The sequence below is a fragment of the Enterobacter sp. FUJ80071 genome (assembly GCF_038739915.1).
Classification (GTDB): domain Bacteria; phylum Pseudomonadota; class Gammaproteobacteria; order Enterobacterales; family Enterobacteriaceae; genus Enterobacter; species Enterobacter kobei.
This window is the reverse complement of sequence record NZ_JBBXKH010000001.1, coordinates 3,111,994-3,134,407: the sequence shown is the minus strand read 5'-3', so window position 1 is coordinate 3,134,407 and position 22,414 is coordinate 3,111,994. Positions and strand designations below refer to the sequence as shown.

The following is a 22,414-nucleotide window of genomic DNA, read 5'->3' as shown; positions in this document are numbered from 1 at the left end:
GTCTCTGTTGTGATGAGTACCGCGATAAATCGAAACCCCTTGCGCCTGGCACGCCGCCGCGGTTACACTAAACAACAGCAATAAGCGTTAATTAACTCATTGTTTCAAAAGTATTTTGACTCGGGGTGCCCTTCTTTGTGAAGGCTGAGAAATACCCGTATTACCTGATCTGGATAATGCCAGCGTAGGGAAGTCAGATGCCTCCCCGGTCATCGCTTCTTCACGCAAGGCAGGAGCGAACCCATGCAGCCTGACCTGCTCGATTTACACGTTTTACATCATTTCCGTACCCGTTCTCCGCTTACCCATTGCATGACCAACGATGTCGTACAGACCTTCACGGCTAACGTGTTGCTGGCGCTTGGCGCATCCCCTGCGATGGTGATTGAGGCCGAAGAAGCTGAGCAGTTTGCCGGGATTGCCGATGCCCTGCTGATTAACGTCGGCACGTTGACCTCGCCGCGCGCCCAGTCGATGCGTCGGGTGATTGAAAGCGCGGTGGCGGCAGGAAAGCCCTGGACGCTGGACCCGGTGGCCGTGGGCGCGCTGGCGTTCCGCACCCGCTTTTGCCACCAAATTCTTGCCCTTAAACCGGCCGCCATTCGCGGCAATGCCTCCGAAATCCTTGCTCTTGCCGGAATGAGCGCCGGTGGGCGCGGCGTTGATACCACCGATACCGCGGTCAGCGCGGTGCCAGCTGCACAGGCGCTGGCCCGTCAGACCAATGCCATTGTGGCGGTGACGGGGGAAATAGATTACATCACTGACGGACAGCGCACCCGAACGGTTGCGGGCGGCGACCCGCTGATGACCCGCGTAGTGGGTACGGGCTGTGCGCTCTCCGCCGTCGTCGCGGCCTGCTGTTCGCTGCCGGGCGACAGGCTGGATAACGTTGCCGCCGCCTGCGGATGGATGAAGCGTGCCGGAACGGTTGCCGTTGCGCACGCTCGCGGGCCAGGCAGTTTTGCCAGCGGGTTCCTTGATGCGCTCTATACGCTGGAGGAGCAGGCATGAAACGGATTAACGCCCTGACCATTGCCGGTACCGACCCCAGCGGCGGCGCGGGTATCCAGGCTGACCTGAAAACCTTCTCGGCCCTCGGCGCGTACGGCTGTTCAGTGATTACCGCGCTGGTGGCGCAAAATACGCGCGGCGTGCAGTCGGTTTACCGAATCGAACCGGATTTTGTTGCCGCGCAGCTTGATTCGGTGTTCAGCGACGTGCGTATTGATACCACCAAAATCGGCATGCTGGCCGAAACGGACATTGTTGAAGCGGTGGCAGAACGACTGAAGCGTTATCAGGTGCAAAACGTGGTGCTGGACACCGTGATGCTGGCAAAAAGTGGCGATCCGCTGCTTTCCGCTTCCGCGGTTGAGACGTTGCGCCGGAAATTGCTGCCGCAGGTGGCGCTCATTACCCCTAATCTGCCGGAGGCCGCCGCGCTGTTAGGCACATCGCATGCGCAAACTGAACGTGAAATGAAAGCGCAGGGAAACGCGCTGCTGGCGATGGGATGTGGCGCAGTGCTGATGAAAGGTGGGCACCTGGATGATGCTGAAAGCCCTGACTGGCTCTTTACCCGCGAGGGGGAAGTGCGTTTTACCGCCCCGCGCGTACAGACCAAAAATACCCACGGCACTGGCTGTACGCTCTCTGCCGCGCTGGCGGCGCTGCGTCCACGGCATGACAATTGGGCAGATACGGTACGCGAAGCGAAGACCTGGCTCTCGGCGGCGCTGGCAAAAGCCGATACTCTGGAAGTCGGTCACGGTATTGGGCCGGTTCATCATTTTCATGCATGGTGGTAAGCCAGTATACTGGCAGGAAACACCACGTCTGAGAAAACAGAGATGGAACAAGCGCATACCCGATTAATCGCTCAACTGAATGAACGGATCGCCGCGGCCGATAACACACCGCTGTACCTGAAATTTGCCGAAACGGTAAAAAACGCGGTGCGCAGCGGGGTGCTGGAGCACGGGAATATTCTGCCCGGCGAACGCGATCTCAGCCAGTTAACCGGCGTGTCGCGCATCACCGTGCGCAAAGCGATGCAGGCGCTGGAAGCCGAGGGCGTTGTAACGCGTGCCCGGGGTTACGGAACGCAAATCCACAACATCTTCGAATATTCGCTGAAAGAGGCGCGCGGTTTTTCTCAGCAGGTGGTGCTGCGCGGTAAAACGCCCAACACGCTGTGGGTCAATAAACGGGTGGTAAAATGCCCGGAAGAGGTGGCCAGCCAGCTGTCGCTCGAGCCTGAAAGCGAGGTGTTCATGCTGAAACGCATTCGCTATGTTGACGACGACGCGGTGTCGATTGAAGAGTCCTGGGTGCCGGTCGGGTTAATTCCCGATCCGGATGCGATTGGTATTTCGCTGTACGACTACTTCCGCAGTCAGAATATTTTCCCGCAGCGTACCCGTTCACGGGTGAGCGCCCGTATGCCGGACAGCGAGTTTCAGGCGCACATCAAGATGGACGAAAAAATACCGGTGCTGGTGATCAAGCAGGTTGCGCTTGACCAGCAACACCGGCCGATTGAGTACAGCATCAGCTACTGTCGTAGCGATCTATACGTCTTTGTGTGCGAGGAGTAGTTCCTCGCGAGTGGGAGCGCAATCACCGCCGCGGTGGCTGACCACCCAGGACGCCACGGCATTCCCCAACAGAATGGCATCTGCCAGTGACCACCCTGCCGCCAGCCCGGCGAGCGTGCCGCCCGCATGGCTGTCGCCTGCGCCAATGGTATCCACGACCGTGGCCGGAAACGCCGGAACAACGCCTGAAGCGTCACCGTCATACCAGGCCGCCCCGTCTTTATCATGACGGACAATCAGCGCGGCGCCGAAACGCCGCTGCCATTCCGCGCCGAGGTTTTCAGGCTTCACCCCCAGTCTTTCCGCCGCAATTTCTGCTTCCTGACGATTAAGCGACACGATCGGCCTGCAGGCCATAATCCGCGCCATAAGGGGGGGGGGGAATATCCCCGATGCGCGGGCCGAAATCGATCAATGCCGTCACCTCCTGTAACCCTTCCAGCCAGCTCGTCAGCAGCTCACCGCACGGTGAGGCCAGCTGATATCCGGACAAATAAACCAGGCTGTGTGATGGTACAGACAGCGTATCAAGCCAGCCCGGCTGCCACTGGTTCTCCACCCCGCTAAACGACATAAAGGTGCGCTCGCCGTCAGGCTCAACCAGCGCCAGGCACCAGCCGTTGTCGCCGGTTTCGGCCTCCACGGCGCTGTGCAGATCCTGTTTTGCCATCGCGTTGCGGATAATATCCGCCCACACGCCGTGGCCGACGGGAAGGGCGTTTTGTGCCACAATGCCGAGTCGTTTCAGGGCGATGGCAATGTTCAGCGCGCAGCCGCCGATATTCACACCCTGCTGTTTAAGCTCGATATCGCACCCGCGCCAGGGCAGGGCGTAGGCGTCGGCGATGACGTCAATCACCGCCGCGCCCAGCACCGTCACCGGGCGTGTGGCATACAAGGTTTCGAGACGTCGGGCAAACGAGTTCATACGCCCTCCCTTTGCTCCCGGTAGTGCAGCAGTTTTTCGCAATAGTGGCCGAAATCGAGCTGGTTGACGGCGTCGAGCTCGGCCTTGAGCGCCGGATCAATCGCCTGCACACCATGCAACGCCCCGCAGATGGCCGTTGCCATCGCGCCAATGGTGTCGGTGTCGCCGCCCAGGTTGGCGCACAGGACCGCGCAGCGGTTCGGGTCGGTTCCCGCCAGTTCGACCATCGCAATGGCCGCCGGAACGGATTCAATGGTGCTAGTTCCCGCGCCCGTGAGCTGATAAATCTGCTCGCTGGCGGAGTCGATGCCGTTAGCTTCCCGCACTGTCTTAAGCGCCAGCTCAATACGCGCTGCCAGCGATGCACTGAAGGTGGTTGTTTTCGCCTCCTGCGCATAGCGGGCGATACCCGGCAGGGCATCGACGATGTTCTGCCAGCGTTCCCCGTCGATGGCGCGGGAAACCGCCCAGGCAATCACCACCGCACCGGCGATGGCAAGATCCGATTTATGGGTCGGACTGGAGGCCAGCGCCACCTGCTCCACAAAATGTTCCAGACGCGTGGCCGGGAGCAGGCAGCCCAGCGGGGAGGCTCGCATCGCCGCCCCGTTGGTCACGCCGTTGTTTTCCAGTTCACTGACCGGTTTCCCGTCACGGATCGCGTTTAGCGCGATTTTCGATGTCGGGCCGAGTACGTTCTTATTAAACGCGTCGAAATCGAGCGCCCAGTTCAGGATATGTTTGCCGATAACATCCGCATCAATGTGTCCGTCGCATTCGATAATCGCATCCGCCAGACACAGCGCCATCGAGGTATCATCGGTGAACTCGGCCTGCCTGAAATAACAGGCCGCATTATTCTCTGCCGGGCCGGGTAAAAAGCGGTCGATCCAGCCGAAGTGCGCCTTAACGCGCTTTCTCGGCCACAGCTCTGACGGCATTCCCATCGCATCGCCTAATGCCTGCCCGTAAAGGGCACCGAGAATACGGTTTTGCTTCATTTAACTTCCCCTTGTGTCAGCGCGGCATCGCCATTAACCACCTCAATTGCAGTGATCTCTTTGTCCGATTCGCGGAAAAACAGCATAAACAGCACGGCGATCACGGCAATCATGATCCCACCAAATGTCCACATTCCGGCCCAGTTGAAGGTCAGCCCATTCACCGGCTCTTTGTAGGCGAACATTTTTTCCATCATCACGCCGCCCAGGCGGTAACCCAGCAGGCTACCAAAACCCTGACAGCACAGCGTAATCAGGCCTTGCGCGGCGGTGCGCATATGCGCCGGCGCTTTTTTATCCACGTAGACATACGCGGTGACGTAGTAGAAGTCGTAGCTCACACCGTGCAGCAGAATACCGAGGAACAGCAGGGCATAGGTGAAGTACTGTTCCGCGCCGCCGTAAACGAAGAATCCATAGCGAATGGCGGCCGTAATCAGACCCAGCAGTAAGACCTTCTTAATACCAAAGCGTTTGGTGAAGAACGGCAGGGCCAGCATAAAGAAGATTTCGGAGAACTGACCGAGCGTCATCCAGCCGGTGGCGTTTTTCATTCCCACTTCGGTGAGATAGCCGTTGGCGAAGATGTAATAGAAGGCCAGCGGCATGGCGAATAAAAATGAGCAGAAGAAGAACACCAGAAAGTTTTTATCACGCAGCAGGATAAGGGCATCCAGCCCCAGCATGACTTTGAAATCCAGCTTGCCGGTACTCTTCGGCGGCGTGTCTGGCAGGAACAGGGCAAAGACACCGAGCAGGGCGGAGCTGGCTGCCGTCATCAGCAGCGGAATATTGGTATCCGAGATGTCGCTATAGCCCAGCATTTGCGGCAGGAACCCGCACGCCAGCCCGGAGGCGATCCAGCCGATCGTTCCCATCACGCGGATGCGCGGGAAATCGGCCTCGACATCGCCCACGTTGGCGAAGGCGATACTGTTGGTCAGTGCGATGGTGGGCATATAGGTCAGGGAGTAAGCCAGCAGCAGCGGGAAGAAGGTGCTGAACTGGGTTTGCTGCGCGGCGAAGTACATCAGAATGGCACCGGCAAACATCAGTACCGCCAGCACTTTCTGGGCGGCGAAGAAGCGGTCCGTCAGCGAGCCGACCAGAATAGGCGAGAGAATAGCGGCAATGGCGGTACAGGCATAAGACCAGCCGATTTCCCCGGCGGTAAACCCGCTTTTACTCAGCCACAGCCACAATGGCACAAACCAGGCGCCCCAGATAAACCATTCAACGAACATCATGAATGACAGTTGGACTTTCGTTTTCATTTTTTAATCCTGCATGTCAGTGAGGGTACGCCTTTAACATACCACTCAATAATACCTTTTAAATACCTTTGTGGCGATTGTTTGATCAATGTAACAGTTTTGTTGTACACGAATCGAGCCAGCAGATTGTGCTGAAAAAAAATGCAAAGGGTGGAAAATCGGTTAAGTCGGTACCAGGCTTAGTCTGCCCATAAAAAATGGGACGGGATAAACACACACCGACACGATGTCGGATTTACGGGAGTATCACATGACTGATATTGCGCAGTTGCTTGGCAAAGACGCCGACAGCCTTTTACAGCATCGTTGTATGACCATTCCAGCCGACCAGCTTTACCTGCCTGGTCATGACTATGTTGACCGGGTGATGGTGGATAACAACCGTCCGCCAGCGGTTCTGCGAAATATGCAAACGCTCTATAACTCCGGACGACTGGGTGGCACCGGCTATCTCTCTATTCTGCCGGTAGACCAGGGCGTTGAACACTCGGCGGGTGCCTCCTTTGCCGCGAATCCGCTCTATTTCGATCCGAAGAACATCGTTGAACTGGCGATAGAAGCGGGCTGTAACTGTGTGGCGTCCACCTACGGCGTGCTGGCCTCCGTCTCGCGTCGCTATGCCCACCGCATTCCGTTCCTCGTGAAGTTGAACCACAACGAAACCCTCAGCTACCCAACCGAATATGACCAGACCCTCTACGCCAGCGTCGAGCAGGCGTTCAATATGGGGGCGGTGGCCGTTGGCGCGACGATTTACTTTGGCTCTGAACAGTCCCGCCGTCAGATTGAAGAGATCTCTGCGGCGTTTGAGCGTGCGCACGAGCTGGGTATGGTCACCGTGCTGTGGGCGTACCTGCGTAACTCAGCGTTCAAAAAAGACGGGGTAGATTACCACGTCTCCGCTGACCTGACCGGGCAGGCGAACCATCTGGCCGCGACCATCGGCGCGGATATTGTGAAGCAGAAAATGGCCGAGAATAACGGTGGCTATAAAGCGGTCAACTTCGGCTATACCGACGATCGCGTCTACAGCAAGCTGACCAGCGAAAACCCAATCGACCTCGTGCGCTACCAGCTGGCGAACTGCTATATGGGCCGCGCGGGGCTGATCAACTCCGGCGGGGCTGCAGGGGGCGACACTGACCTGTCAGATGCGGTGCGTACAGCGGTTATTAACAAACGCGCGGGCGGCATGGGGCTGATCCTGGGCCGTAAGGCGTTTAAGAAATCGATGGCCGACGGCGTGAAGCTGATCAATGCGGTTCAGGACGTCTATCTGGACAGCAAAGTAACGATTGCCTGACCTGAGGACGAAACGTAGGCCGGGTAAGGCGTAGCCGCCACCCGGCAATACAATCAGCGCAAAAGCACACAGTCCGGCGGCAATCTGCACTGCAGCGCGCCGGGCAATACCTCAATGCGGAACTGCGTCCCGCTCAGCGGTTCGCCGTCGAGATTAAAGGTCATCCCGTGCGGGGCATTCACCTCAAACCATGCCGATTTCCCGGCAATAATATTCGGGCTCTCTTCGGGCTGCGTCAGTGTGGTAAACAGCGCGGGCAGCAGGCCGTCACCTGTGAAAATACGTAGCTGGAGCTGACCGTCATTGATCAGCGCCTCCGGGCAGAGCTGCTGTCCGCCGCCTGCCTGACGGCCATTGCCAATCCCAATCACCAGCGCATCTCCCTGCCAGTGAAAATCCTCGCCATGAATTTCGCAGCGGTCTGGCTTAAGGGTATCCATGCGCATCAGACCGTGGATCAGATAAGACACGCCGCCCAGCGCCGCCTTCAGCTTTTCCGGCGTTTCGCTGGTGATGCGCGTGCCAAATCCGCCCGTCGCCATATTAATAAAGCAGGTTTTGTCATTCACCTGGGCAATATCCACCGCGGTGGCTTTGCCAAGGATGGCCAGCTGGAGTGCTTTCTCTAAATCTTCCGGGATCCCGGCGCTGGTGGCGAAATCATTGGCAGTGCCGAGCGGTAAGATGCCCATCACCGGGCGGTCAGCCGGGGGAAGGTCGATAAGCGCAGAGGCGATCTCATTGATGGTGCCATCGCCGCCGCCGGAAATAATAGTGCTGACGCCTAACGTTAAGCCTTCATGGATATAGCGTGCCGCGTCGCCCTTTTCCCAGGTTACCCGCACGTGGATACGTGCGCCATCGTCACGCAACCCCTGAATTGCCTGACGCAACAGATCGTTGCCTACACTTTTGCCATTGAGAATCAATAAACTGTCTGGATAGGTTGCCATCCGCGCTGCTCCCTTTTTTAGCGTTAGTAAGAGTGTATAGCAGAGCGGCAAAAAGCGGGTAAGAACAGGATGAAAGGCAAAAAATAAGCCCGCGTAAGGGAGATTACGCAGGCTAAGGAGGTGGTTCCTGGTACAGCTAGCATTTATGGGTTATGTTTTTCAGCGGGGGGATAATACCCGTATTGAACGAAGCGGTATGTGATCCGATTCTAAGAATTATCCCACCGTGAAAAAATTCCCCTGATTAACTATTTACCGTGTGGGTTTCGGGTGCTTTCACCGTTGAAATTACGCATCAGCAGCGCGAATTTCAGCTCCACCTCTTCCGGAACCGGCAGCCAGACGGTATGACCGTCACCCGGGGCAACCTCAATTGCTTCGCCTTTACCGTTTTCAAGATGCTCCAGCGTGAAGTTCATATTGCCCTGCGGGGTCATCAGCTCCAGGCTGTCGCCTTTGGTGAACTTATTTTTCACCGCCACGGCCGCCAGTGCGCCCTTACGCTCGCCGGTGAAGTCACCGACAAACTGCTGACGCTCGGAAACGGAGTAGCCGTGCTCATAGTTCTGGTAGTCATCGTGAGTGTGACGACGCAGGAAGCCTTCGGTATAGCCGCGGTGCGCCAGACCCTCCAGGGTTTCCAGCAGGCTGGTATCGAACGGTTTACCGGCTGCCGCATCGTCGATGGCTTTGCGGTAGACCTGCGCGGTACGCGCGCAGTAGTAGTAGGATTTGGTGCGGCCTTCGATCTTCAGGGAGTGCACACCCATCTGGGTCAGGCGTTCAACGTGGGCGATAGCGCGCAGATCTTTCGAGTTCATGATGTAGGTGCCGTGTTCGTCTTCAAAGGCGGTCATGTACTCGCCCGGACGTTTGGCTTCTTCAATCATAAACACGCTGTCGGTTGGTGCGCCGATGCCCAGCGTCGGCTCAACGTTGGTCACCGGGATCGGCTCATGTTTGTGGACAATGTTGCCGATGTCGTCCTCTTTGCCTTCCTGGACGTTGTATTCCCAGCGGCAGGCGTTGGTGCAGGTACCCTGATTCGGGTCGCGCTTGTTGATATAGCCGGAAAGCAGGCAGCGGCCGGAGTAGGCCATGCACAGCGCGCCGTGAACGAAGATTTCGATCTCCATATCCGGCACCTGAGTGCGGATCTCTTCGATCTCTTCAAGGGACAATTCGCGAGACAGGATAACGCGGGTCAGCCCCATCTGCTTCCAGAACTTCACCGTCGCCCAGTTGACGGCGTTAGCCTGTACCGAGAGGTGAATATCCATCTCCGGGAAATTCTCCCGAACCAGCATGATTAAACCCGGGTCCGACATGATCAGCGCGTCCGGTCCCATATCCACCACCGGCTTCAGGTCACGGATGAACGTCTTCAGCTTGGCGTTGTGCGGCGCGATGTTGACCACCACGTAGAATTTTTTGCCAAGGGCATGCGCTTCGTTGATACCGAGCTGCAGGTTCTCGTGGTTGAATTCGTTGTTACGCACGCGCAGCGAGTAGCGAGGCTGGCCCGCGTAAACGGCGTCGGCACCATAGGCGAAAGCGTAACGCATATTTTGCAGCGTTCCCGCCGGGGAAAGGAGTTCCGGTTTAAACATGTTTGTTCTCGTTCTGATGACAGGTCAGATCCGCATGCACCAGGTGCAGCGGTAAGGGGAGATCCCCCACTTTAAGGGCGGGCATTGTAGCGCTGAGGGGCAGGGAGGTAAAGTGATTGTGCCGGGTGGTGGCTTCACCTTACCCGGCTTACGTTGACCAGCGGCGGACTAGGCTATCCTGCACGCATCCGCTTCCCAGCGGTACCCCACGCCGTACACCGCGCGGATAAACGACTGCTCGGCGTCCAGCGCCTCCAGCTTGCGGCGCAGGTTTTTGATGTGGCTGTCGATGGTGCGGTCAGTCACCACGCGGTAATCATCGTACAGATGGTTCAGCAACTGTTCTCTGGAAAATACCTTCCCGGGCTCATGAGAGAGGGTTTTCAGCAGGCGGAATTCGGCAGGCGTCAGGTCCAGCAGCTTACTGCGCCAGCTTGCCTGGAAACGGCTTTCGTCGACAATCAGCGGGCTTTGTGCATCCAGCACCTGCAGTTCGCGCTGCGGTTTGCAGCGGCGCAGAATGGTTTTCACCCGGGCGACCACTTCACGCGGGCTGTAGGGTTTACAGATGTAATCGTCCGCGCCGATTTCGAGGCCCAGCAGGCGGTCAATCTCTTCAATTTTGGCGGTGACCATGACGATCGGCACGTCGGAGAAACGACGAATTTCCCGGCACAGGGTCAGTCCGTCAACGCCCGGCAGCATTAAATCCAGCAGGATCAGATCCGGCGGGGTCTGGCGCACGTATGGCAGCACCTGGTCGCCGTGGCTTATCAGTGACGGGGCATAGCTGGCCGCGCGTAAATAGTCGATCAGCAGTTGCCCCAGCTTGGGTTCGTCTTCGACAATCAAAATACGTGGCGTGTTTTCGTCAATCGGTAACTCGGTCATGCTTCTCTCGATAAATCCCGTTCCAGAGGTAACTCTACTGTAATGCTAACCCCGCCAAAAGGCGAATGGGCGGCGCGGATCGTTCCATTATGCGCCTCGACGATGTTAACGCAAATCGCCAGCCCCAGGCCGGATCCGCCGCTGGCGCGGTTGCGGGAGCCTTCGGTCCGGTAAAAACGTTCGAATAGTTTGTCCAGCTGCGCATCCTGCACCCCTGGGGCGGAATCGGCGAAGGTGAGGGCAAAGCACCCGTTTTCCTGTCTGCCAGAGATATGCAGCCCGCCGCCGCTGTCGGTATAGCGCAGGCTGTTTTCCAGCAGATTATTGAAGAGCTGCATCAGACGGTCTTTGTCGCCAAACACCACCGCGCTGTCCGGCAGGGAGAGATCTATCTTCAGGTTGCGGCTGGCAAACCGTTCCCGGAAGGCGCCGCTGGCAACTTCAAGCACGTTAATCACATCAACCGGCGCCTTCTGGTAGGCCAGTGCACCTTCGTCGGACATAGAGAGCTGATGGAGGTCATCCACCAGTTTGGTGAGTGTGCCCACTTCCGCCTGCAGAGAGGCCACCGATTCAGGCGTAAACTGACGTACGCCGTCCTGAATGGCTTCCAGCTCGCCGCGCAGGACCGCCAGCGGCGTACGCAGTTCGTGAGAAATATCGGCCATAAAGTCGCGTCGCATCTGCTGGTTTTTCTCCAGCGTGCTGGCGAGCTGGTTAAAGTCCTGCGCCAGCCGGCCGAGTTCGTCCTGGCTACGGGTATCGACGCGGGTGGTGAAATCCCCGGCGGCCAGCTTGTGCGTCCCTTCCACCAGCCGCTTTACCGGGGCGAGCAGACCGCGCGCCAGCGGGAAGGTGGCGAGCGCGGCGAGCAGGGTGGAGAGGGCGACAATCAGCCAACTGGTCCGGCGCTGCTGGCGGTCAAAGTTGATGTCGGTATTTCGCGTCAGGCGCTCCACCGGGGAGGCGATAACCCAGCCGACGGTGGCGTTATTGACCTTAATCGCCCGCCGGGTGCCGTCCGGCGGAATCGGTGCGCGCGGGCCAACCAGCGTGCGCATCTCCTGGTCAATGACCCAAAACTGGGTGCGCCAGCCGTGCGGCGGCATGCCCGGGCCGGGACGATCGTCCCCGGTATCGTGCTCCAGCGAGCGCAGGATCTGGAAAATAAATCGGTCATTGTTGCGCAGAAAACGCCAGTTGCCGTGCTGGGCGTACTGTTCGCCCAGCGCATCGCTTAAGCCCTGCAGACGCTGCTCGTTGCCGTGCTTAATGTAATCAATAAAACCCCGCTCAAAGCTGACCCGCACGGCCCAGTGCATGGTGATCAGCAGGACGATACAGGTGGCGAAGATCGCCACAAAGAGCTTGCCGGTGATCCCCGGTCGCCAGAATTTCATGAGCCACTCCTTTTGCCGCGCCTAATCACGACGTTCTTGCTGGTATCATCCGGCACTCTGGCGAAGATGAATGCGGGCAGGGCGATGATGACCGCCATGCTGAGATACGTATATAAAAAGATCTGATGCGCCACCGGCGTATCGACGCTGAGATGGTGCTGGCCGTACATGCCGAGCAGCAGTCCGGCGATCGTCACCCCCACGCTCATGGAGAACTGCATGATCATCGACAGCAGGCTGTTGCCGCTGCTCGCCAGTTCGTCCGGCAAATCTTTCAGCGTCAGGGTATTCATCGACGAGAAACGCATGGAGTTGATGATTCCCTGGCAGAACAGGACCAGCGGCAGAACGTAGAACCAGCCCATTAACGCCACAGCCATGAACAGCAGGCTCACCAGCGCCAGCCCCAGCGTGGCGGCCACCAGCACGTGACGATAGCCAAAACGGTTCACCACCTGCACTACGATGCGCTTCATGCCCATGCTGCCGAGCACCATCGGGATCATCATCAGGCCCGCGTGAAACGGTGAAAATCCCATCCCGATTTGCAGAAAAACGGGGGTCATGAACGGCAACATGCCGCTGCCAATACGTCCGGCAAAACTTCCCAGCAGTCCCAGACGGTAGGTCGGGTTTTTAAACAAATTCAGGCTGAACAAGGCCCGATCGTTTCCTCTGGCATGCCACAGGTACCACAGAATCGCGGTGATGCCGAGGGTGACCAGAACACCGAGCATGAGGGAAGAGATCCCCAGCCCCTTTTGTCCGTCGAGCGCCAGGGTGAGCGTGGCCATGCCCGCTGCCAGCAGAATGAAACCGAAGAAATCGAAGCGACGCGTCTGCATTGTGTAGTTCGGCATCAGCGCCAGAGTGGCAATCGCGCCGATGATGCCCACCGGCAGGTTGATTAAGAAAATCCAGTGCCAGGAGGCGTACTCCACCAGCATCCCGCCCAGCGCCGGGCCCAGCAGCGGCCCCACCTGGCCGGGGAGGGTGACAAAGGTCATCGCCGCCATGTACTGCTCGCGCGGGACAATCTTCATCACCGTTAATCGCCCGACGGGCACCATCATCGCCCCGCCAACGCCCTGCAGCACGCGCGCCATGACCAGCTGGTCGAGGGTACTGGCCTGAGCGCAAAACAGCGAGCCGGTGGTGAACAGCACGATGGCGGTAAAGAAGATATTTCGCACGCCCACTTTGTCCGCCAGCCAGCCGCTGGCAGGCAGCATGACGGCAACCGTCAGCACGTAGGCGACAATCACCATATGCATATGCAGCGGGCTCTCCCCCAGGCTTTTCGCCATGGAGGGGAGGGCAGTATTGACGATGGTCGTGTCCAGCGACTGCATAAAGAAGCCGAAGGCGACTATCCATAACTGCCAGCGAACGTTAGCGGGGAGGTCGGTCATTTACTCGGTCACCGTGGATCTGTTTTTACGCGAAAAACGCAGCCGCAGGCGGTCGAAGAACAGATAGACCACCGGCGTGGTGTACAGCGTCAACAGCTGGCTCATCACCAGGCCGCCGACAATGGTGATCCCCAGCGGTTGGCGCAGTTCAGACCCGTCGCCGCCCGAGACAACCAGCGGCAACGCACCAAACAGTGCCGCCAGGGTGGTCATCATGATCGGACGAAAACGCAGCAGGCACGCCTGGAAGATCGCCTCTTCCGGGGAGAGATTGCCATTACGCTGGGCGTCCAGCGCGAAGTCGACCATCATAATCGCGTTTTTCTTCACAATACCGATCAATAGCATGATCCCGATGAGCGCGATAAGGCTGAATGGCGCACCAAACAGCTCAAGCGCCAGCAGTGCCCCCACGCCTGCGGAGGGTAGCGTCGAGAGAATAGTCAGCGGGTGAACGTAGCTCTCATACAGGATACCCAGCACAATGTAGACCGTGGCGATGGCGGCCAGAATCAAAATCACCTGCGAGTTCATCGTCTCCTGGAACACCTGCGCGGTGCCGGCAAAACTGCCGCGCACGGTGGACGGCACGCCGAGCTGCGTCATCGCACGGTTGATCGCATCGCTGGCTTCGGAAAGCGACGAACCGGCGGGCAGGTTGAAGGAGATGGTCGACGCCGCTGACAGCCCCTGGTGGTTTACCGACAGCGGCGCGTTGGCTGGCTGCCAGCTGGCAAAGTAGGAGAGCGGTATCGCCTTGCCGTCGTTGTTAATCACAAACATTTTGTCCAGGGCGCTGATGTCCTGGGTATAACGCGGATCCACCTCCATCACCACCTTGTACTGGTTCATCGGCTGGTAGATGGTCGAGATCTCGCGCTGGCCGAAGGCGTTGTTTAGCAGGCTGTTGGCGGCCTCAACGTTGATGCCCAGCCGCGACATGGTTTCGCGGTCGTAGGTCAGGGCCATCTCGGCGCCGTTGTCCTGCTGATCGGAGTTCACGTCCGCCAGCTCCGGCAGGGCGGCCAGCGCCTTGCGGATCTTCGGTTCCCACTCGCGCAGGGCCGCCAAATCATCCGAGAGCAGCGTGTACTGATAGCTGGCGTTAGCCTGACGCCCGCCGACGCGGATATCCTGAACGGCCATCAAAAACAGGTTGGCCCCCGGCTCTTTGGCGAGCTTGACCCGCAGGCGGTCGATCACCTGCTGGGCGGTTTCATTGCGCTCGCTGCGCGGTTTGAGGGTGATAAACATCATCCCGCTGTTGACGCGCGATCCGCCGGTAAAGCCGGTGACGTTATCCACGGCGTTGTCTTCACGAATGATCTTCATAAAGTCCTGCAGCTTGCCGCGCATCGCCTGGAACGAAATGCTCTGGTCCGCCTGAATGCCGCCCATCAGCACGCCGGTATCTTGCTCCGGGAAGAAGGTTTTCGGGATGGTGATATACATCCAGACGTTGAGCACAATGGTGCCGATGAGCACCAGGCCGACAAGCCGGGTATGGTTGAGCACCCACTTCAGCGATTTGCCATAGCCTTCCTGCATCGCCATCAGGAAACGGCCAAAGCCATTGCGACGCGGCTGGGAGTGCGGCTTGCTGCGCTTGAGCATCCACCCGCACATCATCGGCGTGAGCGTCAGCGAAATCAGCAGCGAGATGCCGATGGCGACCGAAAGCGTGACGGCAAACTCCCGCAACAGCCGACCCGGCAGGCCGCCCATCAGCAGCAGCGGCAGGAACACCGCCAGCAGGGACAGGCTCATGGAGAGCACCGTAAAGCCCACCTCGCGCGTCCCCTGCAGCGCGGCCTGAAGCGGCTTCACGCCCGCTTCCAGATGGCGGGAAATGTTCTCCAGCACCACGATAGCGTCATCCACCACAAAACCCGTCGCAATGGTCAGGGCCATCAGCGACAGGTTATTGAGGCTAAACCCGCACAGGTACATGGCGGCAAAGGTGCCAATAAGCGACACCGGCACGGCCACCGCCGGGATCAGCGTCGCCCGACCGGAGCGCAGGAACAGGAATACCACCAGGATCACCAGTGCGACGGAGATCACCAGCGTCTGCTCCACCTCCTCAAGCGAGGCGCGAATGGTCGGGGAACGATCCTGGGCAATTTGCAGATCGATCGCGGCCGGGATGGTTTCCTGGAGCTCCGGGAGGCGGGCGCGAATGCTGTTCACCGTCTCAATAATGTTCGCTTCCGGCAGCTTGCGAATCATCAGTAGGATAGCCGGTTTGGCGTTGGTCATTCCGGCGTTGCGCACGTCCTGCACGGAGTCCGTCACGCTGGCGACATCGCTTAAGCGTACCGCCGCGCCGTTGTTGTAGTGAATAATCAACGGCTGATATTCAGCTGCAGTTTTCAGCTCGTCGTTGGTGTGGATCTGCCAGCGGTGGCTGCTGTCCTCAACCGCCCCTTGCGGTTTGCGCACGTTGGCGTTGCTGATGGCGGATCGCACATCGTCCAGCGACACGCCCTGATTGAACAGCGCCTGCGGGTTTAATCCCACGCGCACGGCGGGCAGGGAGCTCCCGCCGACGCTCACGTCACCGACGCCGTTAATCTGTGAGATCGTCTGCGCCAGTTGGGTGGACGCAAAGTCGTAAAGCTGCCCCTGAGAATAGGTATCGGAGGTCAGCGTCAGGATCATGATCGGCGCATCGGACGGGTTGGCCTTGCGGTAGGTCGGGCGGCTCGGCATCCCGCTCGGCAGCAGGCTTTGCGCGGCGTTGATGGCGGCCTGCACGTCGCGCGCTGCGCCGTTAATATCCCGGTCGAAGCTGAACTCGAGAATGATGCGCGTACTGCCGAGCGAACTGCTGGAGGTCATCTCGTTGACCCCGGCAATCCGCCCGAGCGAGCGCTCCAGCGGCGTGGCGACGGATGACGCCATGGTTTCCGGTGAGGCGCCCGGCAGCGAGGCGCTGACCATGATCACCGGGAAATCCACCTGCGGCAGGGGGGCCACCGGCAGTAGCCGGAAACCGAGCACGCCGCAGAGGGTGATGGCGAGCGAGATTAATATCGTCGCCACCGGGCGATAAATGAAGAGGGCGAAAAACTTCACTTACGCCTCCTCTTCACGTTTCGGGAAGCGGCTTTTCGTCCACAGCGCCAGACGGTCAAACAGCAGATAAATCACCGGTGTGGTGAACAGGGTCAATACCTGGCTCACCAGCAGACCGCCGACCATGCCTATTCCCAGCGGGCGGCGCAGCTCCGCGCCGACACCTGTGCTGAGCATCAGCGGCAGTGCGCCAAGCAGGGCCGCCAGCGTGGTCATCAGGATCGGACGAAAACGCAGCAGACAAGCCTGGAAGATAGCCTCACGCGGCGACATGCCCTGCTCACGTTCGGCGGCCAGCGCAAAGTCGATCATCATGATGGCGTTTTTCTTCACGATCCCAATTAACAGGATGATGCCGATAATGGCAATCACGTCCAGCTCGCTTCCCGCCAGCATTAATGCCAGCAGCGCCCCCACGCCTGCCGTCGGCAGGGTAGAGAGGATGGTGATCGGGTGGATAAAGCTTTCGTACAGCACGCCGAGCACGATGTACATTGCCACGACGGCGGCGACAATCAGCCAGATGGTGTTGCCCAGTGCGGCCTGGAACGCCAGCGTGCTGCCCTGGAACTGGGTCTGAATATCGGACGGGAAGCTGAGCGCTTTTTCAGCCGCCTGGATCGCCTCCACCGCTTCGCCGAGCGAATAATTGTCCGACACGTTGAAGGAAATCGTGGTGGACGGGAACTGATCCAGGTGGTTAATCGACAGCGGGGTATAGCGCTCTTCCACCGTGGCGATAGCGCTTAACGGCACAATCCCCCCGTCTTTGCTGGTCAGGCGCACCGAATCCAGCCCGGCCAGACCGGGTGTATTTTCCGTGTTGTGCTCCAGTACCACGCGGTATTGATTCGCCTGGGTGTAGATGGTGGAGATCAGTCGCTGCCCAAACGCGTTATACAGGGCGTTATCCACGTCCGCCATGGTAATGCCGAGACGGCTTGCCGTGTCGCGGTTGACGTTCACATACGCGGCCAGCCCTTTGTCCTGCCAGTCGCTGCTTACATCGTTAAGTTGCGGCAGGGTTTTTAGCTTATCGACCAGCTGCGGCACCCAGGTGCTGAGGGCATCCAGCGTGGTGGCCTGCAGCGTAAACTGGTACTGCGTGCGGCTGACCTGGGTATCAATGGTCAAATCCTGTATCGGTTGCAGATAAAGCTCCACGCCCGGGACGCGAGCGACGGCGCTTTGCAGCCGTTCAATAACGGCATTGACGCGATCGTCACGCTCATCCAGCGGTTTGAGGTTGATCTGCAGACGGGCGCTGTTCAGCGACGGGTTGGTGCCGTCGACGCCAACGTAGGACGTCAGGCTCTCTACCGCCGGGTCTTTCATGACGATCTCAGACACCTGCTGCTGACGCTGCGCCATATTGGCGAAGGAGACCGACTGCGGCGCCTGCAGGGTTCCCTGAATAATGCCGTTGTCCTGAATCGGGAAGAAGCCTTTCGGGATAAAAATCCACAGCAGCACGCTGAGCGCCAGCGTGCCAAGCGCCACGCCGAGCGTGGCCCAGGGATGGTTCAGCACGTTGGCCAGCACGCGACCATACGCCGCAATGATCCGTTCGAACATCCGCTCGGAGGCGCGCGAGAAGCGGTTTTGCTTGCGCAGGGACGCGTGGCTCAGCATGCGGGCGCACATCATCGGCGTCAGGGTCAATGACACCACGGCGGAGATCAAAATGGCCACCGCCAGCGTGACGGCAAACTCGCGGAACAGTCGCCCGACGATATCGCCCATAAACAGCAGCGGGATCAGCACGGCAATCAGGGAGAAGGTCAGCGAGATAATGGTAAAGCCGATCTCACCCGCCCCTTTCAGCGCCGCCGCCAGCGGTTTTTCGCCTTTCTCGATATAGCGCGAGATGTTCTCGATAACCACGATGGCGTCGTCCACCACGAAGCCGGTGGCGATGGTGAGCGCCATTAGCGTCAGGTTGTTGATTGAAAAATCGAGGAACACCATCACCGCAAACGTGCCAACCAGCGAGAGCGGCACGGCGACGGCGGGAATAATGGTTGCCGGGACGTTGCGCAGGAACAGGTAGATAATCATCACGACCAGGGCAATCGCCAGCATCAGTTCGAACTGAGTGTCGGTGACCGAAGCGCGAATGTTCGTGGTGCGGTCGGAAAGCACCTTCACGCTGACCGACTTCGGCAGGCTTTCGATCAGCTGCGGCAGCATGGTGCGAATGCTGTCGGCGGTTTCAATGATGTTGGCGCCCGGCTGGCGCTGGACGTTCATTACGATCGCCTGCTGCTTGTTCGCCCATGCGCCAAGCCAGCTATTCTCCGCCCCTTGCTCCACCGTCGCCACATCGCCCAGACGCACCGGGGCGCCGTTCTGGTAAGCAATAATCAGCTGACGGTATTCATCCGCGGACTGCATCTGATCGTTGGCAGAGAGCGTGACGGCGCGGGTTGGGCCGTCCAGCGAGCCTTTTGCCGAATTAACGTTGGCGCTGCTGATGGCGGTGCGGATGGTTTCACTGGTCAGCCCCAGTGCGGCAATCGCCTGCGCATTAAGCTTAACGCGCACCGCCGGGCGCTGCCCGCCCGCCAGCGTGACGAGACCGACGCCGGAGACCTGAGAAATCTTTTGCGCCACGCGGGTCTCGACCATGTCTTCCACCTGCGTCATTGGCATGGCGGAGGAGGTGACGGCAAGCGTCATGATCGGCGGATCCGCCGGGTTTACTTTGCTGTAGACCGGCGGGTTAGGCAGGTCCGACGGCAGCAGGTTGGTGGCCGCATTGATGGCGGCCTGAACTTCCTGCTCGGCGACATCCAGCGACAGCGTCAGCTGGAACTGTAGCGTCACGACAGAGGCCCCGCCGGAGCTTTGGGAGGACATCTGCTTCAGGCCCGACATCTGCCCAAACTGGCGCTCCAGCGGGGCGGTGATGGCGGACGTCACCACGTCCGGGCTGGCGCCGGGATAAAGCGTCACCACTTGAATGGTGGGGTAATCCACTTCCGGCAGCGCCGAGACGGGCAGGAAGCGGTAGCCGATAATCCCGGCCAGCAGGATCGCCACCATCAGCAGCGTGGTGGCGACAGGACGGAGGATAAACAGGCGTGACGGCCCACCTGTAGCGACGGGAGGCATAACCTGCATCAGGAGGCCGCTCCCTGTTTCGCAGGTTCAACCACTTCCACTTTCGCCCCTTCGGTCAGACGGTCGATACCGTCGGTGACCACGCGGTCGCCAGCGGAAAGCCCGGCGCTGATTACCACCGTCTGACTGTCCTGAATCCCGGTTTTCACCAGATGCTTACTGACTTTGTTTTCACTGTTCAGTACCCAGACAAAGTTGCCTTCGTTACCCATCTGCAGCGCGGCGGTGGGGATCACCACCGCGTTCTCTTCGGTCGCGACCAGCATTCGCGCGTTGACGAACTGGTTCGGGAAGAGGGCATCGTCCTGGTTGTTAAAGCGCGCCTTCAGCTTAATGGTGCCGGTCGTGGTGTCGATCTGGTTATCCAGGCTGAGCAGGCTACCTTCGCTGAGCTTCTGTTTATTGGTGCGGTCCCAGGCTTCCACCACCAGGCCTTTCCCGGCTTTTTGCGCCTGAATGACCGTCGCAATGTCGCTTTCCGGCAGGGTAAAGACTAAATCAATCGGGTGAGTCTGGGTGATCACCACGATGCCCGTGGTATCTCCGCTGGAGATTTGGTTGCCGATATCGACCTGCTTCAGACCAACCCGCCCGTCAATCGGTGCGGTGATGCGGCTCCAGTCGAGCTGTAACTGGGCGCTGGCCACGGCGGCTTCGTCGGCTTTGATGGTGCCCTGCGTTTCGCTGACCAGCGACTGCTGTGTGTCCAGCTCCTGGCGGGAGACCAGATTGGTTTTTACCAGCTGCTGATAGCGCGCTAAATCACGCCGGGCGTTGGCAAGGGTGGCTTTGTCTTTCGCGAGCTGTCCCTGCGCCTGGGCGAGGGCCACTTTAAACTGGCTTGGGTCGATCTCCGCCAGTAAGTCACCGGCCTTAACCTGCTGACCTTCCTGGAAGTGGATCGCAATGAGCTGACCATCGACGCGGCTACGCACCGTGGCGGTGTTAGCGGCGGTAATGGTTCCGAGCCCCGTCAGATAACGCGGAACGGCTTTACTCACCGCCGTAGCTGCCTGAACCGGCGCCAGCGCACCGCCTCGCATACCGTGACGGCCGCCACCTGCCGGGCGCTGTGATGCGCTGTTGGCACCGGCGGGGGCGCCAGAGTTTGCGGATTGGCTGTGCCAGTACCAGGCGGCGGCAAGTGCCACCACAATGATGCCAGCGGCGATTGCCCAGCGGGATTTATTACGGCCTTTCATCGTTATACGTTCTCATCCTGAATACTTCGGGGAATGATACTAGTTTAGTCAGGCAACACAGCGGAAAAATGGAGGAAATATGGAAGACTGTCTGGAATTGTCTGAGTGTGGTGCTTTTTTTCGCCGGGTGGCGCTTCGCTTACCCGGCCTACGGTTCGAGGGTTTTGTGGGCCGGGTAAGGCGAAGCCGCCACCCGGCACAGCGGCACTAGCTAAACATCACCTGCGCCCAGCGCGCCAGTCCGGCGGTAACGGAGCCAAAGTCATCTCCACCGGCAATTGGAATACCCGGCAACTGTTCCGCCAGCGCTTTTTTGATCAGCGGTGAACGGGCGCTTCCCCCGGTGAGGTAGATGACGTCCGGCTTCTCCTTGCCGTTCTCCAGCGCGAGTTGCACCTGTTCCAGTATGCGCTGTAGCGGCTGCGCGAGCGCGGTCTCCAGCCCCTCCTGTGAAATCGCCGTGGCCAGATCGTCGCTGATAAATGGCAAGGACACCGCATGTTCAGCGCGGTTTGAAAGGGCAATTTTGCTCTCTTCGGCGGTGCGTACCACGCGGTAGCTCAGGCGCTGACGCCACACTTTATACAGCAGGGCGACTTTATCGGCGTCCTGCGCATCACGCATCAGGTCATTCAGGAAGCGGCCGTTGGCGGTACTGTAAAAATCACTCTGCGCCGGGACGTCGTTGATGGCAATCGCGTTCCACCACGGCAGGATCGGCAGGGCGATGCCTTTTTCCGTTTGCCCGCCCATGCCGAGCAGCGGCATCAGGCTCTTGAATGCCAGGGCGATATCCAGATCGTTACCGCCCACGCGGCAGCCGCTGTGCCCCAGCAGGCTATTTTCACGGTCGCGGCGGTGATGCCACTGCGGCCCCATCAGCAGCAGCGAGCAGTCCGTTGTACCCCCGCCGATATCCACGACCAGCACCCGTTTTTCTTCCGTCAACGTGGCCTCAAAGTCCAGCCCCGCCGCAACCGGCTCATACTGGAACACCACGTCGCGAAAGCCTGCCCGGTGCGCCGCGCGCTCAAGGATCCCCTGCGCCTGCTGGTTGGCCTCATCGCCGCCCAGCCCCTGGAAGTTGATCGGGCGGCCAATCACGGCCTGGGTAATCGTCTCGGGGACCTGCGTCTGCGCCTGATGACGGATATGCAGCATCATGGCGCATACCAGGTCTTCAAACACCGCCACCTGCTGCGGCTTGAGGCCGCTGGCCCCGAGGAAAGATTTTGGCGATTTAACAAAGTAGACCTCTTCCGGGTCTTCAATGTAATGCCCGAGTGAAGCGAGGCCGAACTGCACGCTGGAAGGCGTAACGTCGATATCTTCCTCGCGGTTAAAGCTCACTGCCCGGCGCAGCAGCGCCTGAGTTTCTGCCGCAGTCGCCGGAACCTGATGGTGGCGGAACAGCCACTCGCTCACCGCTTCACGCGTCGGCGCGCAGAGCATTGACGGCAGCAGCGTGCTCTCTTTTTCCATTTTCAGGAGCTGTGGTTGCCCGTTTTGCATAATTGCAACCGAGCAGTTTGCCGTACCGTAGTCGAATCCGATAAACACAATAAATCCCCATGCCAGTGAGAAGGGGCGAGACTTTAGCGGAATGCCTGTCCGGCGACAACAGGAATATGAAAGCAAG

General features: G+C 59.2%; 15 protein-coding genes, 1 pseudogene and 1 riboswitch. Of the genes and pseudogenes, 4 read left to right on the top strand and 12 right to left on the bottom strand.

The window, feature by feature from the left end:
- The first annotated feature begins 111 nt into the window (after window positions 1-111).
- Window positions 112-208, top strand: a riboswitch (TPP riboswitch).
- A 35-nt stretch (window positions 209-243) separates the two neighbouring features.
- From thiM to AAER43_RS15255, 3 genes are read left to right on the top strand one after another with little or no spacing between them, the layout of a single operon-like run.
- Complete coding sequence (gene thiM, locus AAER43_RS15265) at window positions 244-1,014, top strand: hydroxyethylthiazole kinase (protein WP_050862509.1); 771 nt, start codon at window positions 244-246, stop codon at window positions 1,012-1,014.
- Window positions 1,011-1,811 carry a bifunctional hydroxymethylpyrimidine kinase/phosphomethylpyrimidine kinase gene (gene thiD, locus AAER43_RS15260; RefSeq protein WP_045268768.1) on the top strand — a complete coding sequence of 267 codons (801 nt, stop codon included), beginning with the start codon at window positions 1,011-1,013 and terminating at the stop codon, window positions 1,809-1,811. The genes thiM and thiD overlap by 4 nt, the downstream gene beginning before the upstream one ends.
- A gap of 42 nt (window positions 1,812-1,853) precedes the next feature.
- Complete coding sequence (locus AAER43_RS15255; protein ID WP_023330895.1) at window positions 1,854-2,600, top strand: GntR family transcriptional regulator; 747 nt, start codon at window positions 1,854-1,856, stop codon at window positions 2,598-2,600.
- Here AAER43_RS15255 and AAER43_RS15250 read toward each other — a convergent pair.
- The 3 genes and pseudogenes from AAER43_RS15250 to AAER43_RS15240 form a co-directional block, all read right to left on the bottom strand.
- Window positions 2,574-3,528, bottom strand: a pseudogene (locus tag AAER43_RS15250) (PfkB family carbohydrate kinase). The gene AAER43_RS15255 and the pseudogene AAER43_RS15250 overlap by 27 nt on opposite strands.
- Entirely contained in the window at window positions 3,525-4,529 is a 1,005-nt protein-coding gene (locus tag AAER43_RS15245; RefSeq protein WP_032636046.1) for an ADP-ribosylglycohydrolase family protein, read from the bottom strand. Before AAER43_RS15245 ends, AAER43_RS15250 begins: the two are co-directional and overlap by 4 nt.
- Complete coding sequence (locus tag AAER43_RS15240) at window positions 4,526-5,803, bottom strand: nucleoside permease (protein ID WP_050862507.1); 1,278 nt, start codon at window positions 5,801-5,803, stop codon at window positions 4,526-4,528. Before AAER43_RS15240 ends, AAER43_RS15245 begins: the two co-directional genes overlap by 4 nt.
- Window positions 5,804-6,053: 250 nt before the next feature.
- Here AAER43_RS15240 and fbaB point away from each other — a divergent pair, with 250 nt between their 5' ends.
- Window positions 6,054-7,106 carry a class I fructose-bisphosphate aldolase gene (gene fbaB, locus AAER43_RS15235; RefSeq protein WP_342702001.1) on the top strand — a complete coding sequence of 351 codons (1,053 nt, stop codon included), beginning with the start codon at window positions 6,054-6,056 and terminating at the stop codon, window positions 7,104-7,106.
- A gap of 53 nt (window positions 7,107-7,159) precedes the next feature.
- Here fbaB and yegS read toward each other — a convergent pair whose 3' ends face one another.
- From yegS to yegD, 9 genes are all read right to left on the bottom strand, one after another.
- Window positions 7,160-8,059 (bottom strand): lipid kinase YegS, encoded by a 900-nt coding sequence (gene yegS, locus AAER43_RS15230; RefSeq protein WP_050862506.1) that lies wholly within the window; start codon window positions 8,057-8,059, stop codon window positions 7,160-7,162.
- A 248-nt stretch (window positions 8,060-8,307) separates the two neighbouring features.
- Window positions 8,308-9,669, bottom strand: coding sequence for a tRNA 5-hydroxyuridine modification protein YegQ (gene yegQ / locus AAER43_RS15225; protein ID WP_008500866.1), 1,362 nt, complete (start codon window positions 9,667-9,669; stop codon window positions 8,308-8,310).
- Between the two features lie 168 nt (window positions 9,670-9,837).
- Window positions 9,838-10,560, bottom strand: a complete 723-nt coding sequence (baeR, locus tag AAER43_RS15220) for a two-component system response regulator BaeR (RefSeq protein ID WP_050862505.1) — start codon at window positions 10,558-10,560, stop codon at window positions 9,838-9,840.
- Window positions 10,557-11,960, bottom strand: a complete 1,404-nt coding sequence (baeS, locus tag AAER43_RS15215; RefSeq protein ID WP_050862504.1) for a two-component system sensor histidine kinase BaeS — start codon at window positions 11,958-11,960, stop codon at window positions 10,557-10,559. Before baeS ends, baeR begins: the two co-directional genes overlap by 4 nt.
- Window positions 11,957-13,372 (bottom strand): MFS transporter, encoded by a 1,416-nt coding sequence (locus AAER43_RS15210; protein ID WP_050862503.1) that lies wholly within the window; start codon window positions 13,370-13,372, stop codon window positions 11,957-11,959. Before AAER43_RS15210 ends, baeS begins: the two co-directional genes overlap by 4 nt.
- Window positions 13,373-16,450, bottom strand: coding sequence for a multidrug efflux RND transporter permease subunit MdtC (gene mdtC / locus AAER43_RS15205; RefSeq protein WP_050862502.1), 3,078 nt, complete (start codon window positions 16,448-16,450; stop codon window positions 13,373-13,375).
- Window positions 16,451-19,573, bottom strand: coding sequence for an MdtB/MuxB family multidrug efflux RND transporter permease subunit (locus AAER43_RS15200; RefSeq protein ID WP_050862501.1), 3,123 nt, complete (start codon window positions 19,571-19,573; stop codon window positions 16,451-16,453). It lies immediately after the preceding gene.
- The gene (locus AAER43_RS15195) at window positions 19,573-20,775 is read right to left on the bottom strand and encodes an MdtA/MuxA family multidrug efflux RND transporter periplasmic adaptor subunit (protein WP_014884517.1); all 1,203 of its coding nucleotides are present in this window, start codon (window positions 20,773-20,775) and stop codon (window positions 19,573-19,575) included. Before AAER43_RS15195 ends, AAER43_RS15200 begins: the two co-directional genes overlap by 1 nt.
- A gap of 207 nt (window positions 20,776-20,982) precedes the next feature.
- Entirely contained in the window at window positions 20,983-22,335 is a 1,353-nt protein-coding gene (yegD, locus tag AAER43_RS15190) for a molecular chaperone (protein WP_050862500.1), read from the bottom strand.
- Between the last annotated feature and the right edge of the window lie 79 nt (window positions 22,336-22,414).